This is a genomic window from Streptomyces sp. NPDC048751 (assembly GCF_043198595.1).
In the GTDB taxonomy this organism is placed as follows: domain Bacteria; phylum Actinomycetota; class Actinomycetes; order Streptomycetales; family Streptomycetaceae; genus Streptomyces.
Genome location: NZ_JBICUX010000016.1, coordinates 109,205 through 126,808, shown reverse-complemented (window position 1 = coordinate 126,808; position 17,604 = coordinate 109,205). Strand labels below are relative to the sequence as shown.

Genomic DNA, 17,604 nt, shown 5'->3' with positions numbered 1-17,604 from the left:
TACGAGTGTACGCAACGTTGTGTACGCCCGTACACAACCGTGTGCCCGGTCAGTCGCGGGCCGAGCGCAGCAGGAGCACGGTGATGTCGTCCGTGTACTGGCCCGTGGGCCAGTTGTGGTCGACGAGGCTGCCGATCAGTTCGTCCAGGTCGTGGTCGTCGGTCTCGGCGAGATGACGGACGAGGCCGACGGTGGCCCGGGTGGCGTCGGTGCCGGGGACCTCGACCAGACCGTCGGTGTACAGGGCCAGGGTCGCGCCCGGGGGCAGGGCGGCCGTGGTGGTGGGGTAGTGGGCACGCGTGTCGACACCCAGCAGGAGGCCGGGTTCGATGTCCAGGACGCGGGTGCGTCCGTCGGCCTCGCGCAGCAGCGGGGGGACGTGACCCGCGCTGGCGATGACGAGCCGGTGGCGGGCCAGGTCGATGTGGGCGTAGAGGCAGGAGACGAGCAGGTCCGAGTCCAGGTCGGCCAGCAGGCGGTTGGTGCGGGCCAGCACCTGGTCGGGAGGCGCGCCCGCAGTGGCGTAGGCGTGGAGGGCGGTACGGACCTGGCCCATGAGGGCGGCCGCGGTGACGCTGTGGCCCTCGACGTCGCCGATGAGCGCGACGGCCGTGCCGTCCCCGAGGCGGAGCAGGTCGTAGAAGTCACCGCCGACCTCGACGCCGTGCCCGGCGGGCAGGTACCGGGCGGCGACGTCGAGACCGGGCAGCACGGGGAGCGTGCGGGGCAGCAGGGTCTGCTGGAGCTCCTCGACGAGGAGGTGCTTGGCGTCGTAGAGCCGGGCCCGGTCCAGGGCCTGGGCGATCAGACCGGCCAGGGAGGTGAGTACGGCGCGCTCGTCGGCGGTGAACGTGTGCGGATGGTCGTAGGACAGGATGCAGCAGCCCACCGGTCGGCCCGAGATGATGAGCGGGAGGAACGCCCAGGCCTGCTTGCCACTGATGCGGGGAGCCGTGGGGTAGTCGCCGGCCATTTCCGCCGGGTGGGCGAAGAAGGCGGGGACACCGCTGGCGAGGACCTGGCCGGCGGGCGTCAGGTCGGTGGTCAGGGGGAGGGCGTCGAGGCGCTCGATGACGTCGGCCGGGTATCCGTGGTGCCCGATGATGCGGAGGTGGCCCGCGTCGACGCCGGACACCACCAGTCCTTCGGCGCCGAAGGCCGGCAGGATCTGGTCGATGATGAGACCGACGACGTCGTGCACGCTCACCGTCTCGGTGAGTGCGGCGGCCAGGTGGATCAGCTGGTACAGGCGGCCCGTCGGTGCCGCCGCGGGGCGTCGCGCGACCGTGGGTGCCGCGCCGTCCCCGGCGAGATCACCGCGGGGCGTGATCCGGGCGCTGATGCCGCTGCCGTCCGGGTAGAGCTCGAACGTCAGCCAGTTGTTCGGCGGGCACAGCGTGGTGAAGGAGACGGGAGCCCGGCTGACGACCGCGGTGCGGTAGTGGTCCTCGTGGACGGGGTCGTCCATCCACGGCAGCGACTGCCAGGGGCGGGTCCCCAGCAGCCGGTCGGCCTCACGGCCCAGCAGCCGGGCCGCGGTCGAGGTGATGAAGGTGATCCTGCCTTCCAGGTCCAGGCCCAGCGCGCCCTCGGGCAGCCGCTCTGCGTAGTCGACGGCGGCCAGCCCGGTCTGCACGGGATGGCGCACCGACTCCATCGGCACGACGCGCGGCCGGACGGGCAGCGTGGGCGGCCGCGGGGCGTCGTCGAGCAGCCGGGCCAGGTGCCGGGCGCTGGAGTTGATGTGGCCGCGTTCGCGGGGCGTGGTCTCCCGGGGGTGGTCGGCCGACCACATCAGGACGATGCCGCCCCAGCGGCGCCGCGCCCCGCTCAGCGGGGCCGCGGCCAGCGCGAACCGGTAGGGCAGCACGGCGGCGGCCCGCGGATAGCGGCCGACCATCTCGTCCTGGGAGCCGACCCACACCAGCCGGTCCTCGCGAATCGCGTCGGCGACCGGGACGGGAGCGGTCAACGGCAGCCGCTGCCAGGGCGCGGTGAACTCCACCGGCAGACCGCACAGCGCCACCAGGCGCAGCGTCGGCCCCGCGTCGTCGATCAGGTACAGGCCACCGACGGAGGCGCCGGTGCGGCGCACCGTCTCGGCCAGGGCCGCTCCCAGGTCGTCGTCCACCGATCCGACGCCCCCCGGTGCCTCCTCGATCCCGGACATCACGCCCTCCGGTCCGGTGTTCGCCGCGCTCTCACGCCTTGCACATATCCGGACGTTACGCCCGACAGTGGGCGTTTGCGTACCGCGTGCGCTGGGCTTCGACCAGCCGATCGCCGAGCGTGACCGGACGGTGCCGGTCCGCGCCCCGCCGGGCTGCCGTGTGGCCCGGTGACAAGGCCCCGCCGGGAAGCTGCGTTCCTGTGAGTACCGCCTGATCCCGGGCCCGTCACGGTCCTACCGTCCGGCCATGGACATGATGAATCGGACCAGACTGTTCGGCACCGGCCCGGTCGACGGGAGAAGAGGACGAGGAGTGGCCGCCGTGCTGGCGGCCCTGCTGACCGCGGGTGCGCTCACCGCCGCCGCGCCCGCGGCCCAGGGGCAGAACGCGCGGACCGAGACCCCCGTGGTGTCGACGTCCCCCGTCACCGAGGTGACCGAGTCGGTGGTGCGGGTGAAGGTGCCGCTGCCGACCTCGTTCGGGGCCCGTCCTGCGGCCTGCGACTGGCTCTCGTATCTGCGCTACCGCTCCGTCGACGGCCCCGCCTCGTCGGCCGACGCCGACCGGATCCTCGTCGCCCAGCCCGGCATCCTGGAGGGGGCCGGGGCCTTCGACAGCGTCGCCCGCAACACCGTGGCACGCGCCGCCGAACAGGGGCGGCACATCGAGTTCTGGGCCCTGGACCGGCGCTCCAACTGCCTGGAGGACCGCACCGGGATCGCCTCCGGCGACCAGCACACGGCCGTGGACTACTACTACCGGGGCAAGAAGGTCGACGGTCGCACCTTCGCCGGGTACGCCGGCAACGGGGAACTGGGCTGGATGGCGAAGCTCGGCATCGAGCAGACCGTCCGCGACCAGTACGACCTCCTCACCGCCGAACTGCCCGACCAGGGCCTGCGCAAGCGGAAGGTGCTGTGCGGCGGGCACTCCCTCGGCGGCGTGATCACCGGTTACTTCGCCGCCGCCGACTTCGACGGCAACCGTGCCACCACGGCGGACGCCGGATACCAGCAGTGCGCCGGCTACTTCGCCCTCGACACCACCGTCTCCACCTCCCTGGCCGACCTCAGCGGCAGCATCCCGGACGACACCAACCTGCCCGACATCGGCCTCGGGTACGGCGTGGTGCAGGCCGGGCTTGACACCGGGGTGCTGTCGCGCACCCTGTCCGCGCCCGTACTGCTCAACCCCGAGACCATGACCCTGCTGGGCATCGCGGGCCTGGGCGCCGTACGGAACCCCAGCGCCGAGGCCGACCTGCCCAGCTATCTGCCCTCCAACGTCAACGTCGAGGCCACCAACCGCTTCCTGTTCTCCAAGGACGCCGCCGCGTTCCTCACCGGCTCCCCCGCGGTGAAGGACTTCCGGCTCACCAACGCGGCCGTGCTCGGGGCGCTGCTCGACGACAACTCCGTACCTCTGGCGTTCCTGCAGAGCAGTGTGGGTTTCTTCGACGGCGGCCCCATCGTCGACAAGAGCTTCCCCGTCGCCAACGGCGGCTCCCAGCAGCCCGGCCTGTACGGCACCGCGTACAAGGCCATCCCGGACCAGCCCCACGGGCCGCTGTACACCTGGCGCAACTACGACCGGGTCGGCGACCCCGACGACCCCCGATACCGCTCGGCCGACGGCACGCCGTTCACGGGCGCCGACAAGGAGGTCACCGACGTCCAGGAACTGGCGCGCAGCCTCGCGGAGCAGCCGCTGGACTTCACCGAGCAGTACTTCCCGACCAAGCTGGTCACCGACATCCAGTTGTCCACCTCACCGCAGGTCAAGCGGCTCGTCGTCCACCCCGACGGGCTCAAGGCCAACCCGACGCTCACGGTCCTCGCGGGTGACGGGCTCCTCGCGGGCCGCGTCCCGGCCGATCTGCACCCCGTGGTCGCCGACGGCTACCAGCACCTCGACGTGCTGACCGCGGCGGCCGCGCAGAACAACGGGCGCCCCGAGCCGGTCTCCACCAACCTGGCCGCGTTCACCCGGTAGTCGCACACAGGGGCCCGGGAGGTGAATCCTCCCGGGCCCCTGTGTGTGCCGGATCGGTGCGGATCAGACCTTGCCGGCGGCGAAGGAGGCCGCCGCGTCGGCATCGTCGCGGTAGCTCAGGTGCGCCCCCACGTCACCCCCGCCGCTCTCGCAGATGGGGTCGCCCTTCGCGCAGGTGTCGAGGGTGCGGCTCTGGTAGACGCCGGTGACGCTCTTGCCGAGGGCCCGGATGGGGTTGCCGAACAGCAGCACCGCGGAGACCCTCGGCTCCAGCGCGGCGGGGATGGTCGCCACGATGGGACTGCCGACCACCGCGCCGGCGCTGCTGATGCCTATCGAGTTGTCGACGACGTTCGCGCCCTGCGAATAGCCGACGAGAATGAAACGCTGATTCGGGCATGCCGCGGCCTGGCTCTTGACGTGATTCACCAGATCCGAGTTGCCCTGCGCGGCCGAAGTGAGGGAGAGGTCCGCGGGATAGTTCACCTTGTAGCTGGACAGGCTCTTGCCCGTCACCTTCTTCTGCAGCGCGGAGTACACCGGGTCACCGACGATGAAGCCGAGCGTGCCCGGTTCGAACGTGCCCCGAGCTGCGACGACGTCGATGTCCGAGCAGGCGGCGGCCGAGGCGGCGGGCGCCGAGAGGGCGGTGAGACCGGCCCCGCCGACCAGCGAGAGCGCGGCGAGGCACAAGCGGATACGCATGGGGATCCTTTGTGGGGTGGGGCGCGTGCAGCGCCTGGGGAAAAGGACGGTCCCGAACGTATTCGCGTTTCCTGACGGGGTGTTATGAACGGGAATTCAGAAACGCCGCGTCTTTTTGTTGCGGGGTGAGTGCCGTGCTGCTGTCGAGTGCCGTGATCTGCGAGTGCGTCGATGAATTCCCTACGTGTCCTGCCCCCGCAGCGCCTCCGCGCGCAACGCGAGAACGAGGTCCAGACGTGTCTCCGGATCGTGCAGGGCGTCGCCGAACAGCTTCTCCAACTGGCGCAGCCGGTAACGGACCGTCTGCGGGTGGATGTGCAGACGGGCGGCCACGTCGGGCACGTTGCTGCCGCTGAGCAACCACGCCAGCAGCGTCTCGGCGAGCCGGGGACGCTGCCCCGCCGAGACCCCGTCGAGAGGGCCGAGGACGCGTGCCTGCAACTGGCCGAGCAGCGGTTCGTCGCTGTGCAGCAGCAGCGTCGAGAGGTGGTCCGCGCACCGCACCACCCCCTGCCGCGGCAGGATGCCCCGGCCCATCAGCCCGAGCGCCCGGGTGGCCCAGTGCAGCGACTGCGCGGCCTCCGTCAGGGCGACCGTCGGCCCGATCGCGGCCGGCCGGCCGCGCAGCGCGAGGGCGAACGCCCGGCCGCCGAAGCGACCGGAACCGTCCGGGTCCGGCACCAGCATGCGCGGCGGCCGCGACTCCATGTCCACCAGCGCGCCCGCCGCGGCCAGCGGCCGGTCCTCACCCCGCTGGTCCGCGGTGGCCGCCAGCGCGACGACCGCCACCTGCCGGGGCACCGACCAGCGGGCCCCGTGCGCCACCCCCTGCACGGCCTCCAGGGGCACCGGCCCCTCCTCCAGCAGCAGGTCGAGCAGGCGTTTTCGGCGACGCTCCAACTCGTCCGTACTGCGCAGCTGGGCCTCCGCGTATCCGGCCGCCGCGGCCTCCGCGACCTCGTGGACCGTCCGCATGCTCAGTTCACCCAGCGCGGCCATGACCGTGGAGTCCAGCCCGAGCTCCTCGGCCGTACGTCCCAGCCGCCGCCAGGCATGCAGCCCGCCGACCCGCAGCGCTGACTGCAGTGCGTCCAGGCTGCGGCCCTCCAGCGCCTCGCCGCGCCCCAGCTCGTAGTACGTGGCGGCGATCGCGTCGGCCTGGCGGCGCGGGTCGGCGATGTGGTCGACGAACAGCGTCAGCGCCTGCACCACCGCGGATCGCAGGCGCTTGGCGTAGACACCGCCGGCCGGCCGTGCGTACTCGGGGACCTGTCTGCGGACCTCCTCCTCCACCTCGTCGGCGACGGCCTCGAGTTCGGCGCGCAGCAGCTCGGCCAGGCCCGGCGGCACCGGCGCGGCTCCGAGGTCGTCCGGGACACCGTGCGGGGTGGGGACAGCCACGGCGGACACTCCTTTCAACCGGAAGCGGCTCGCCCACGCGACGGTGCCCGTCGGGCGAGTGGGAAGTCCCGTCTTCGACGGACGTCCCCTGCGCTCCGTTCCGTGCCCCGACGGCACCGACATCACTCCGGCACCCCCAGCGCACGGGCGAGCATCGGCCATGACGCGGTGAACTCCCGTTTCCAGTAGGTCCAGCTGTGTCCTCCTCCCGTGTAGTAGTGCACGGTGGCGGGGATGCGCATCAGCGCGAGCGTGTCGGTGAAGAAGTGGGCCGAGGGCCACAGCGCGCTCTCCAGCGCCTCGGGGAACCAGTCGCCGCTGCCGCCGGCCACCCCGCTGCCGCTGGACACGTACAGGGGCGTGCCGCGCAGCCCCTCGGCGCGGGCGCGCGGGTTGAAGTCGCGCCAGGTGAGGAGGTTCAGTACCGGGTTGCCCCACAGGGACAGCGGCAGGAGGTTCTCCCGGGCCACGATGGCGTCCAGGATGTTCGGCACACCGGGTGCGGTGGTGTCGAGGATGCCGCTGTACGAGGCCGCCGCGGTGAACATGCCCGGATGGCGGGCCGCGTGCGCCATCGCCCCGTAGCCGCCGGTGGAGACACCGGCGACGGCCTGGACCCCGGACGCCCGGTAGCCGCGGGCCAGCAGCGCCGGGACCTCCTTCAGCTGGAACGTCTCGTAGTCGGGGCCGTTGCGCCACGCGGTGGGGATGCCGGTGGGGCCCGCGTCCGGCATCGCCACGATCAGGTCGCGGCCCGCGGTGAAGGCCTCGATGTCGGTCTCTCGCGTCCAGGACGTGTAGTCGTCGTGGGCGCCGTGCAGCAGATACAGCACGGGGTAGGTCCGCCCGGGCTGCGAGTCGAAGCCGGTCGGGAGGATCAGCCTGACCGGCGCGCTGCGGCCCAGCGCGGCGGAGGCGACGGACACGTCCAGGGTACGTGGACCGAGGCGGGTGGTGGCGGCTTCGGCGCGGGCGGTGGCGGACGCGGCGCCGAACAGGGCGGCCAGGCCGGCGGCCGCGGCGGCTTTGGTGACGGCGCGTCGGGACACGCCGGTGGTGCGGTCGGACATGGCGGCTCCTCGGGGGACGGGTCTGCGGGGTGCGGGTCGGTGGGGGTCATCGGCGCGCTGCGGCATCGGCGGCGGTCGGCGGCTCCGGGCGGCTGCGCTCGTCGAGGACCTGCCGCAGATGGGCGGCGATCGCGTCGACGTGCGGCGGGTCCAGCAGGGACAGGTGGTGCCCGGCCACCGGTACGACCTCCAGGCACGGGCACACCTCGTCCCAGCCGAGCGTCTCGTCGTCCCGCTCGTACGCCGGGTCGCGCACCGTGTGCGGAGCGGGCTCGGTGGCCCGGTACAGCACCACCGGGCCCTCGTGGCGGCCCGGGCGGTGGGCCTCCCCGATCCTCAGGTCCAGGTAGGAGGCGCGCTGGTGCGCCAGCGCCGCGGGCGGCACGTCGGCGGCCTCGCGCAGGGCCCGCAGTACGGTGTCGATACGGTCGCCGTCGTCCCGCATCGCCACCAGCTCGTCGTACGGCAACGCGAGCCGGACACCGTAGGTTGCGGCGACATGCCGGGCGAAGCCCGTGAAGTGGGCGCGGATCCGGTCGGCCGGCGTCAGGCCGGGCTGGGGGAGGGGCCGTACGGAGTCGATGAGCACCACCGACCGCACCTCCCGCCCGGCCTCGGTCAGTTGCCTCGCGACCTCCTGGGCGACGAAGCCGCCGAAGGACCAACCGCCCACCAGACAGGGCCCCTCGGGGTGGACGGCGGTGATCATCTCGGCGTAGCGGCGGGCCTTGTCCGGCACGGTGCGGGCGTCCTCGATCCGCTCCAGGCCGTGCACCGGCCGGTCGTCGCCGAGCCGCTCGACGAGGGGCCGGTAGACGTCGGTGGGTCCGCCCGCCGCGTGCACCAGGAAGAGCGGGGCGCCGGAACCGGTGGCGCACAGCGTGCGCAGGGGCGTCGCCGCGGGGAGCGCCCGCTGGATCCGGGCGGCGGCCTCCTCGACGGTGGCGGCGCCGAGCAGATCGCGCAGGGGTACGTCGATCCCGAACTCGCGCTCCACCGCGGTGCGGATGCGAACGGCCATGAGGGAGTCCAGACCGAGGTCGGCGAGTGCGGTGCCGGCGGTGAGGCGGGCAGGAGGGTGGCCGGTGACGGCGGCCATGTGGTGGGTGAGGCGGGCGAGGACGGAGGTGGAATCACCCTCGGCGGTGTCACCGGCGGACGGCGCAGGCGCAGGTGCGGGTGTGGGTGCGGGTGTGGGTGCGGAGGTGGCCCGGCCGTCCGTCCACCAGTACCGCACGTGCCGCCACCGGGGCGCGGGCAGGTCGATCACCCGCCCGGAGGGCCGGGGCAGCTCCTGCCCCGCCGCGTACAGGGTGCCCAACCGCCCGGCGAAGGCGACGGAATCGTCGGCGTCGCGCCGCAGGGTGCCGACGAAGAGCGCGTCGGGCACGGTGTCCGCCACGGCCCCCGCCAGCACCGGGTGGGGCGAGACCTCGACGAACGCGGTGTGGCCGTCGGCGGCGGCCGCCGCGAGGGCCCGGTCCAGGCGCACCGGACGCCGTAGGTTGGCGGCCCAGTGCGCGGCGTCGAACAGGGAGTCGCCGCGAGGGTCGTCGAGGACGGTGGAGTAGACGGGGACGCGCGGTCGCCGCCCCCGGACGTCGGACAACGCCCCGGTCAGTTCCGGCAGCAGCGCGTCGACCTGGGGCGAGTGCCCGGCCCCGACGACCCGCATGGCCCGCGCGGCCCGCCCCCGCTCCTCCAGCCGGCGCACGAGCCGGGCCACCGCCTCCTCCTCGCCGGTGACGACCTTCTGCCGGGGCGAGGAGTGAACGGCGACCTGGACGTCGGGGAACTCCCGCCCCAGGGCGCCCAGTTCGGAGTCCTCCACGTCGACGACCGCCATGGCCCCGCCCCGCAGCCCGCTCAGCAGCCGGGCCCGCACGGCGATGACGCGCGCCGCGTCCGGGACCTCCAGCGCGCCCGCGCACACGGCGGCGGCGACCTCGCCCATGGAGTGGCCGATCACGGCGGCGGGCTCGACACCGTGCGAGCGCCACAGCTCGGCGAGCGCCACCTGGACACCGAACAGGACGGGCTGGGAGACCTCCAGGCGATCGAGCTCGTCCCCGGTCGCCAGGTGGTCGTGGAGCGACAGCCCGCACTCCGGGGCCAGTTGCGCGTCGAGCTTCTCCACGGCCGCCGCGAAGGCGGGTTCCTCGGCCAGCAGTCGCCGGCCCATGCCGACCCACTGGCTGCCGTACCCGGAGAAGACCCACACCGGCCCGCGCCCGGCTCGATCGCGCTCGCCGGTCACGACCCGCGGGTCGGCTCGGCCCGCCGCCAACGCGCCCAGCGCGTCGGCGAGTTCGCCTCCGTCCCGGGCGACGACGGCGGCCCGCACCGATCCCCGGCCGGTGCGCCCGGCGAGCGTACGCGCCACGTCGGCGGGGTGCGCGGCGGTCCCCTCGGGTGTGCGGAGCCAGTCGGCGAGCCGGGCCGCGGTGTCGCGCAGGCGGTCGGCATCGGTGTCGGAGAGGAGATGGAGGCGGGCGCCGGGTTCGTCGGGCGAGTGCGGCGGGAGGGCGGGGGGCTGCCATTCCTCCAGTACGGCATGGGCGTTGGTGCCGCCGAAGCCGAAACCGGAGACCCCGGCGGTTGCCGTGCCGCCGTAGCGCGGCCACGGCTCGGGTTCGGTCACCACCCGCAGGGGGGTGTCCCCTAGGGAGCTGCCGTCCGCGCAGTGCAGGGACGGCGGAATCAGGTCGTGGTGGAGGGCGAGCACCGTCTTCACCAGGCCGGCGATGCCCGCGGCGGACTCCAGATGGCCCAGGTTGCCCTTGACGGAGCCGAGCAGCAGGGGCTGGTCGGGGTCGCGGCCCCGGCCGAGGACGGTGGCGAGGGCGCCCGCCTCGATCGGGTCGCCGAGCGGGGTGCCGGTGCCGTGCGCCTCGACGTGGTCCACGTGCGCCGGGGTGAGCCCGGCCCGGGCGTAGGCGGTCTCCAACAGGGCTTGCTGGGCGGTCGGGTTGGGGGCCAGGAGTCCGTTGGAGCGGCCGTCGGAGTTGACGGCGGTGGCACGGATGACGGCGAGGACACGGTCGCCGTCCCGCTCGGCGTCGGACAGCCGCTTGAGCAGCACGGCCGCGCATCCCTCGCCGCGGCCGATCCCGTCGGCCGCCGCCGAGAACGGCTTGCACCGCCCGTCCGGCGCGAGCGCGCCCGCACGGCGGAACGCGACGGTGACGGTGGGGGAGAGCAGCAGGTTGACCCCGGCCGCGATCGCCGTGTCGCTCTCACCCGAGCGCAGACTGAGACAGGCCTGGTGCACGGCCACCAGCGACGAGGAGCACGCGGTGTCGACGGCCATGCTCGGGCCCTGTGTGTCGAGCACGTACGCCAGCCGGCCCGCGGCGACGCTCAGCGCCCCGCCCGCCGGTGCCCAGGGATCGACGGCGCCCGGGTCAGCGCCGGTGAGCTGCCCGTACTCCGGGGCGGAGATGCCCACGAAGACGCCGGTGGCCGTCCCGGCGAGGGACGCGGCGGGCACGGCGGCGTGGTCGAGGGTCTCCTGGACGACCTCCAGGAGCAGGCGCTGCTGCGGGTCCATCACCATGGCCTCGCGGGGACTGACGCGGAAGAAGTCCGCGTCGAACCCGGCGACGTCGTCGAGGTAGCCGCCGTACGGCAGGGCGTCGGCGGGCGGGAACGCGGTGAAGTCCCGCCACCGGTCCTCGGGGACCCGCCGGATCGCGTCGACACCCTCGGTCAGCAGCCGCCAGTAGTCGGCGGGACCGTGCACACCGCCGGGCAGCCGGCAGCCGATCCCGATGACGGCGACCGGCTCACCGGACTGCGGCGCCGGACGGGCCCTCACCGCTACGGGCTCGGCCTCCTCCGGCGCACCGGCCAGACGTGTCACCAGCGCTTCGACCGTGGGCGTCTCCCACAGCAGCGTCGACGGCAGTTCACGGCCCAGGGCGAGGGAGAGTTCCCCGGCCAGGGCGACCGCGTCGCGCGAGGCCATGCCGAGGTCCGCGAGCGGTCGGTCCGTCGGAACGTCCCCGGGATCCGTGCCGTTCCACGCGGCCACCCGCCCGGTGATCAGGCGACGCAGGGTGCCCTCGTCGGCGGCCTTCATGCCACGACCCCGGGTACGCCCGCCGCTCGACCCTCGTACGCGCCCTCCAGGTACCGCTCACGGGTCAGCGCCCGCGACACCTTGCCGCTGGAGGTACGGGGCACGGTGCCCGGCGACACGAGCACGACGTCGGCCAGCCGCAGTCCGTGCCGGGCGGAGACGGCCGCCCGCACGCCACGCACCAGGGCCGGTACGTCGATCTCGGCGAGGCTCGTGGTCCGCGCGTGCTCGGCCACCACGACCACCCGCTCACCCTGCTCACCCGCCCCGCCGGGCACGGCGAACGCGGCGAGCCGGTCCCGGCGCACGGCGGGATGCGCCTCCTGCGCGGTGGCCTCGACGTCCTGCGGGTAGTGGTTGCGCCCGTCGACGATGATCAGGTCCTTGAGGCGGCCCGTGACGAGCAGCTGCCCGTCCAGCACGGTCCCCAGGTCGCCGGTGCGCAGCCAGCGGCCACCCTCGGCCGTATCGGCGGCGAAGACGCGCCGCGTGTGCTCGTCGCGGTTCCAGTAGCCGCGTCCGACGTTGGGTCCCCGCACCTGGATCTCACCGACCTCCCCCTCGGACAGGACGACGCCGGTCACGGGGTCGGCGATGCGGACCCGCTGACCCGCCGGGGTGCCGCAGCCCGCCAGGAGGACCGCCGTGGGGTCGTCCGGCCGGGCGGGCAGTGCCTTGCCGGTGGCGAGGGCGTCCCGGTCCAGGGCGAAGCGGCGCAAGGGCTCCCCGGGGCGGGCGGCGCTGACGAAGACGGTGGCCTCCGCGAGTCCGTACGAGGGGCAGTGGCTCTCCGCCGGGAGGCCCTGGGCGGCGAAGGCGGCGTGGAAGCGGTCGGCCGTGGCGGGGCGGACCGGCTCGCTGCCGTTGATCAGCGCGGTGACCCCGCCCAGCCGCAGGCCGGCCTTCTGGCCCTCGGCGACGGCCGCGACGCAGTAGTCGTACGCGAAGTTGGGCGCGGCGCTCACCGCGCGCGGGTGCGCGGCCAGCAGCCGGAGCCAGCGCACGGGCTGCCGCAGGAACGCGGCCGGGTCCATGAGCACCGACAGCAGCCCGCGCACGACGGGCGCGGCGACGCTCAGGACGAGCCCCATGTCGTGGTAGAGCGGCAGCCAGCCCACGCAGGTCACCGGGTCCTCGTCGGCGCCGTAGGCGGTCAGCGCCTGCCGGGCGTTGGCGACGACGTTGGCGTGGGTGATCTCCACGCCCGCCGGGGCCCGGGTCGAGCCGGAGGTGTACTGGAGGTATGCGGTCGCGCCCGCGTCGGGTTCGACCGGCCGCCAGTCCCCGGCGGCCTCGTCGGGCACCTGGTCCACGGCGACGATCCGCACCCGCCGCTCGTCGCAGAAGCCGCGCACCTCCTCCAGGGCCGCGCTCGTCGTCACGACCACCGAGGGAGCCGCGTCGGCCAGCACGCCCGCGAGCCGGTCGGCGTGTCCCGGCAGGCCCGGCGGGTACAGCGGTACGGCGACGAGGCCGGCGGACAGGGACGCCAGGAACGCGGTGACGTACTCCGTGCCCTGCGGACACAGCAGCGCCACCCGGTCCCCGGGCTCCGCGTCCGCGGCGAGCCGGGCGGCCACCGCCCGCACCCGCAGCTCCAGGCGGCGCCAGGTCAGGGTGCGGTGGACGCCGCGCGAATCCGGGTCGGGGTGGTCGACGTAGGTGAACGCCCTCCGGTCGGGGGTGGTCTCGGCCCAGTGCCGCACATACTCCGGCAGGGTCCGGCAGGGGGGCGCGAGCGGGGGGCGGCGGCTGTCCATGGGGGCGTGGCTCCTCACGTCGCGGGGATGACGAACAGGGGCTGGTCACAGGGGTCAGAGCGGGATGTTGCCGTGCCTGCGCTGCGGCATCGGCGCGCGTTTGCCGCGCAGCGCGCGCAGGGCGCGGCAGACGTGGGCCCGGGTGTCTCGGGGGGCGATGACATCGTCGACGTAGCCGCGCTCGGCGGCGATGTAGGGGGTGCCGTAGGTGCTCTCGTACGTGGCGACGAGGCGGGCGCGCAGCGCCTCGGGGTCGGCGGCGGCAGCCAGCTCACGCCGGTGCAGGACCCCCACCGCGCCCTCGGCGCCCATGACGGCGATACGGGCGGTGGGCCAGGCCAGGTTGATGTCGGCGCCCAGGTGCTTGGAGCCCATCACCGCGTATCCGCCGCCGTACGCCTTGCGCACCACCACGGTCACCTTCGGGACGGTCGCCTCGGCGTAGGCGTACAGCAGCTTCGCCCCGCGCCGGATGATGCCGGCCTGCTCCTGGCGGACGCCGGAGAGGTAGCCGGGGACGTCGGCGAAGGTCAGCAGCGGGATGCCGAACGCGTCGCAGAACCGTACGAAGCGCGCGGCCTTCTCGGAGGCGTCGATGTCGAGGACGCCCGCGGAACACAGCGGCTGGTTGGCGACGACACCGACGGACCGGCCCTCGACGCGGGCCAGGGCGCAGATGATGTTCGGCGCGAAGAGCTCCTGCACCTGCAGCAGTTCGCCGTCGTCGACGACCGCGCTCAGGATGTCCCGCATGTCGTAGGCCTGCCCGACCCGGTCCGGCACGACCGCGTCGAGCAGGTCCCCGGCGGGCGCCGACCCGGGCGCGTACTCCGGAGGCGGTTCGAGGTTGTTGCCCGGCAGATAGGCGAGCAGGTCGCGCACGGTGTCGAGGGCGTCCTCCTCGTCGGCGGCGAGGAAGTGGGCGTTGCCGTTGACGGCGTTGCTGGTGCGGGCGCCGCCCAGTTCCTCGGCGGTGGTGCGCTCCCCGGTGACGGCCTCGATGACGTCGGGGCCGGTGACGAACATGTGTGAGGCGCCGTCCACCATGACCGTGAAGTCGGTGATGGCGGGCGAGTAGGCGGCACCGCCCGCGCACGGCCCCAGGACGACGGAGATCTGCGGGATCACCCCGGACGCCTGTACGTTGCGGCGTACCAGCTCGGCGTACAGGGCGAGCGAGGCGACGCCCTCCTGGATACGGGCGCCGCCGCCGTCGTTCAGCCCGATGACCGGACAGCCGGTCTTCAGGGCGAGGTCCATCAGGGCGATCGTCTTCTCCCCGAAGGCCTCGCCCATGCTGCCGCCGAAGACGGCGGAGTCCTGCGCGAACACGCACACCGGACGCCCGTCGACCGTGCCGTGCCCGGTGACGACCCCGTCCCCGTACGGACGACGGGCACCGTCCCCCAGGGACCGGGCCCGTACGAACAGTCCGGTCTCGGCGAAGGAGCCCGCGTCCAGCAGCCGCTCGATCCGCTCCCGTGCGCCGAACTCCCCCCGTCTTCTCGTGCCACCCGGGGCCTTCGCCCCCGACCTGCGGCGTTCCAGGTCGGCGATGCGTTCGGCGGTGCGGTCGGGCTCGTGCGTCGCCGTGTCCCTCGCCTGGGATGTTGTCGCCTCTCGCGTCACAGCCACCTCCGAAGTGGTTTTCGAATATGGCAGCGAGCGGGACGGAAACCGGGCCGATCGCGGCTCTGTTTGCGGGAGGTGAGTCCTCCGGGACGGAGCTTCGTCCCAGGGTGACAACGGACATGACAGGACAGCGAGGAGACGGCCGCCGACGCTCACGGGACGCCGACCGGTCGGGCACGGAGTGTGACACCCCCTTGGGGGATCGAGGGGAGCGCGCCGCCTTTATGCGTGGTTTATCCCTGCAGCGGGGGTACTCGGGGGCGCACGTACAACCTGCAACAACTTCCGGAGGTGATGGGAGTGGCAACATCTCCCAGCCCGGACATGGAGACCCATCCCGACATAGTCGCCATGCGCAACCGCCACGAGATGGCGGAGCGAGCCATGACCACGCCGATGGCCCAGGGGGTCGAGACCCTCGCCTTCCTCACGGGTCTCTATCTGGCGGCCTCGCCGTGGATCGCGGGGTTCAACAACCTGTCCACGCTGGCGGTCAACAACCTGATCGTCGGCATCGCCTACGCACTGCTGATGAGCGGCGGCTTCGGCCGTGCTTACGAGCGGACCCACAGCATGGCGTGGGCCGCCTGTGCGCTCGGCGTGTGGACCATCATCGCGCCTTGGTGCATCGCGGGCGACGTCAGCACCACCAGGAGCGTCGTCAGCAATGTCATCGTCGGTGCCGTGGCCCTGCTGCTCGGCATGGCCGCGAGCGTAGGCGCCCGGGCGGAGCGGTCGTCCGCGGCCGGCTACGGCGGGGCGGGACGGTACGGAATGGGCCGGAGGTGAGCCCCCACCTGACATGACATCAGGCGGCGCGTCGAACGGCGCGCCGCCTCTTGTGTGACCGCACCGCACGTCCTCCGTCATTTCGGGCATTTTGTCTGATTACCATGCGGGGTCCGCCGCCCCCGTATGAGAGGACGTCAGCCAGTGCGAACGGGCCGTCACCGCCTGCCGGGCCAGCACCCCTTCTCCCCGCACGACACCGTCCTGCGTGCCGCCGCCCGGTACGTCGACCGCCGCCGCTTCCTCACCGTCGCCGCGGCGGCCACGGCCCTCGCCTTCACCACCAACCGGCCGGCCCGGGGCGCGCCCGCCGCCCCCGAACTGGACGCGGCCCGCATCTCCGACGACCCGTTCACCCTCGGAGTCGCCTCCGGGGACCCCCTCCCGGACTCCGTGGTGCTGTGGACACGACTGGCCCCCGCCCCGTTCGAACCCGACGGCGGACTCGGCGAGCAGCGCGTGGCCGTCCAGTGGGAGGTGGCCCTGGACGAACACTTCGGCATCGTGGTGCAGCAGGGCACCGCCCTCGCCCACGCCGAGTACGGCCACAGCGTGCACGTCGACGTCAAGGGCCTGCTGCCCGGCACCGTCTACCACTACCGCTTCAGGGCCGGCGCCTGGATCAGCCCCACGGGCCGCACCCGCACCGCACCACAACCGGGCCTCGACGCCTCGACGCTCCGGCTCGCGGCCGTCGCCTGCCAGGCCTACCACGACGGCTACTACACCGCCTACCGCCACCTCGCGCAGGACGACGTCGACCTCGTCCTCCACCTCGGCGACTACCTGTACGAGTACCCCGTGAACGCGGCCGGAGGAGAGCGCGGCTACACCGCAGCCGCCCAACTCCCCGACATCTTCGACCGCGAGACCATGACCCTCGCCGACTACCGGCTGCGCTACGCCCTCTACAAGAGCGACCCCGACCTGCGCGCCGCCCACGCCGCCCACCCCTTCGTCGTCACCTGGGACGACCACGAGACCGAGAACAACTACGCCGGGAGCGTCTCCGAGAGCGACACCCCGCCGGAGCAGTTCCTGGCACGGCGCGCTGCCGCCTACCGCGCGTACTGGGAGAACCAGCCGCTGCGCGCCGCGCAACTGCCACAGGGCCCCGACATGCGCCTGTACCGCCGCCTGACGTGGGGCACGCTCGCCCAGTTCGACGTCCTCGACACCCGCCAGTACCGCTCCGACCAGGCCTACGCCGACAAGCCCCACGCGCCGGGCCCCGAGTCCGACGACCCGGCACGCACCCTCACCGGAGCCGACCAGGAACGCTGGCTGATCGACGGCTGGCGGGCCTCGACGGCCCTGTGGAACGTGATGCCGCAGCAGGTGTGCTTCTCCCAGCGCAAGTTCGACCTGACCGAGCCGTCCAGGGTCTCCATGGACGCCTGGGACGGCTACCGCGCCTCACGCGACCGCGTCGTCGCCGGCGCGAAGGCGGCGGGCGTCGCCAACTGGCTCGTCCTCACCGGCGACGTCCACGTGGGCTACGCCTTCGACATCAAGGACGACTTCGACGACCCGGCGTCCAGGACCCTCGGGACGGAACTCACCGCCACCTCGGTCTCCAGCGGCAAGGACGGCGCCGAAAAGCCCGCCAACTGGGAGCGGTACATGACGGCCAACCCCCACCTGAAGTTCTACAACGGCCGGCGCGGATACCTGCGGGTCGAACTGGGACGCCAGGCGGCCCGGGCCGACTTCAAGACCGTCTCCGCCGTCACCACGCCCGGCGCGGCCCTCGCCACGGCCGGGTCCTTCGTCACCGAGGCGGGCGCCCCGGGCCTGAAACCGGCCTGAAGCCGCCTGAGGGGTCCTTGCACTATGCCCGCCCGGGTCGCGCGGCCTGGCACCGCTCCCCCACGCTCGGCTTCTCCCCCACTCTCGACTTCGCTCGAGCGGGAGGGGCCCCCATGCGCGGGAGGGACCCCCACCGCCGCGTTGCCGAAAAGCCCCAGTAGCTCCGCTACTGCGGCTCTCCGGCGCCTTGCGAT

General features: G+C 73.5%; 10 protein-coding genes. 3 read left to right on the top strand and 7 right to left on the bottom strand.

Going from position 1 to position 17,604, the window contains the following annotated elements:
- Window positions 1-49 precede the first annotated feature (49 nt).
- Window positions 50-2,170, bottom strand: a complete 2,121-nt coding sequence (locus ACGFNV_RS38365; RefSeq protein WP_393629180.1) for a SpoIIE family protein phosphatase — start codon at window positions 2,168-2,170, stop codon at window positions 50-52.
- Between the two features lie 256 nt (window positions 2,171-2,426).
- Here ACGFNV_RS38365 and ACGFNV_RS38360 point away from each other — a divergent pair, with 256 nt between their 5' ends.
- On the top strand, window positions 2,427-4,163 hold the full coding sequence (locus ACGFNV_RS38360) for a hypothetical protein (protein ID WP_393629320.1): 1,737 nt from the start codon (window positions 2,427-2,429) through the stop codon (window positions 4,161-4,163).
- A gap of 63 nt (window positions 4,164-4,226) precedes the next feature.
- Here ACGFNV_RS38360 and ACGFNV_RS38355 read toward each other — a convergent pair whose 3' ends face one another.
- From ACGFNV_RS38355 to ACGFNV_RS38330, 6 genes are all read right to left on the bottom strand, one after another.
- On the bottom strand, window positions 4,227-4,868 hold the full coding sequence (locus ACGFNV_RS38355) for a cutinase family protein (RefSeq protein WP_393629178.1): 642 nt from the start codon (window positions 4,866-4,868) through the stop codon (window positions 4,227-4,229).
- 180 nt (window positions 4,869-5,048) lie between these two features.
- Entirely contained in the window at window positions 5,049-6,269 is a 1,221-nt protein-coding gene (locus ACGFNV_RS38350; protein ID WP_393629176.1) for a PucR family transcriptional regulator, read from the bottom strand.
- A gap of 122 nt (window positions 6,270-6,391) precedes the next feature.
- A complete protein-coding gene (locus ACGFNV_RS38345; RefSeq protein ID WP_393629174.1) occupies window positions 6,392-7,339 on the bottom strand; it encodes an alpha/beta hydrolase in 948 nt (315 codons plus the stop codon).
- 46 nt (window positions 7,340-7,385) lie between these two features.
- Window positions 7,386-11,420: an acyltransferase domain-containing protein gene (locus ACGFNV_RS38340; protein ID WP_393629173.1), complete on the bottom strand. Its 4,035-nt coding sequence runs from the start codon at window positions 11,418-11,420 to the stop codon at window positions 7,386-7,388.
- Window positions 11,417-13,180, bottom strand: coding sequence for a fatty acyl-AMP ligase (locus ACGFNV_RS38335; protein WP_393629171.1), 1,764 nt, complete (start codon window positions 13,178-13,180; stop codon window positions 11,417-11,419). The genes ACGFNV_RS38340 and ACGFNV_RS38335 overlap by 4 nt, the downstream gene beginning before the upstream one ends.
- A gap of 54 nt (window positions 13,181-13,234) precedes the next feature.
- Entirely contained in the window at window positions 13,235-14,809 is a 1,575-nt protein-coding gene (locus ACGFNV_RS38330) for an acyl-CoA carboxylase subunit beta (RefSeq protein WP_393629319.1), read from the bottom strand.
- 327 nt (window positions 14,810-15,136) lie between these two features.
- On the opposite strand from ACGFNV_RS38330, the gene ACGFNV_RS38325 reads away from it, so the two are divergent.
- Together ACGFNV_RS38325 and ACGFNV_RS38320 are read left to right on the top strand one after the other, a co-directional pair.
- Complete coding sequence (locus ACGFNV_RS38325; RefSeq protein WP_393629317.1) at window positions 15,137-15,601, top strand: SPW repeat protein; 465 nt, start codon at window positions 15,137-15,139, stop codon at window positions 15,599-15,601.
- Window positions 15,602-15,727: 126 nt separating this feature from the next.
- On the top strand, window positions 15,728-17,410 hold the full coding sequence (locus ACGFNV_RS38320; RefSeq protein ID WP_393629169.1) for an alkaline phosphatase D family protein: 1,683 nt from the start codon (window positions 15,728-15,730) through the stop codon (window positions 17,408-17,410).
- Window positions 17,411-17,604 lie beyond the last annotated feature (194 nt).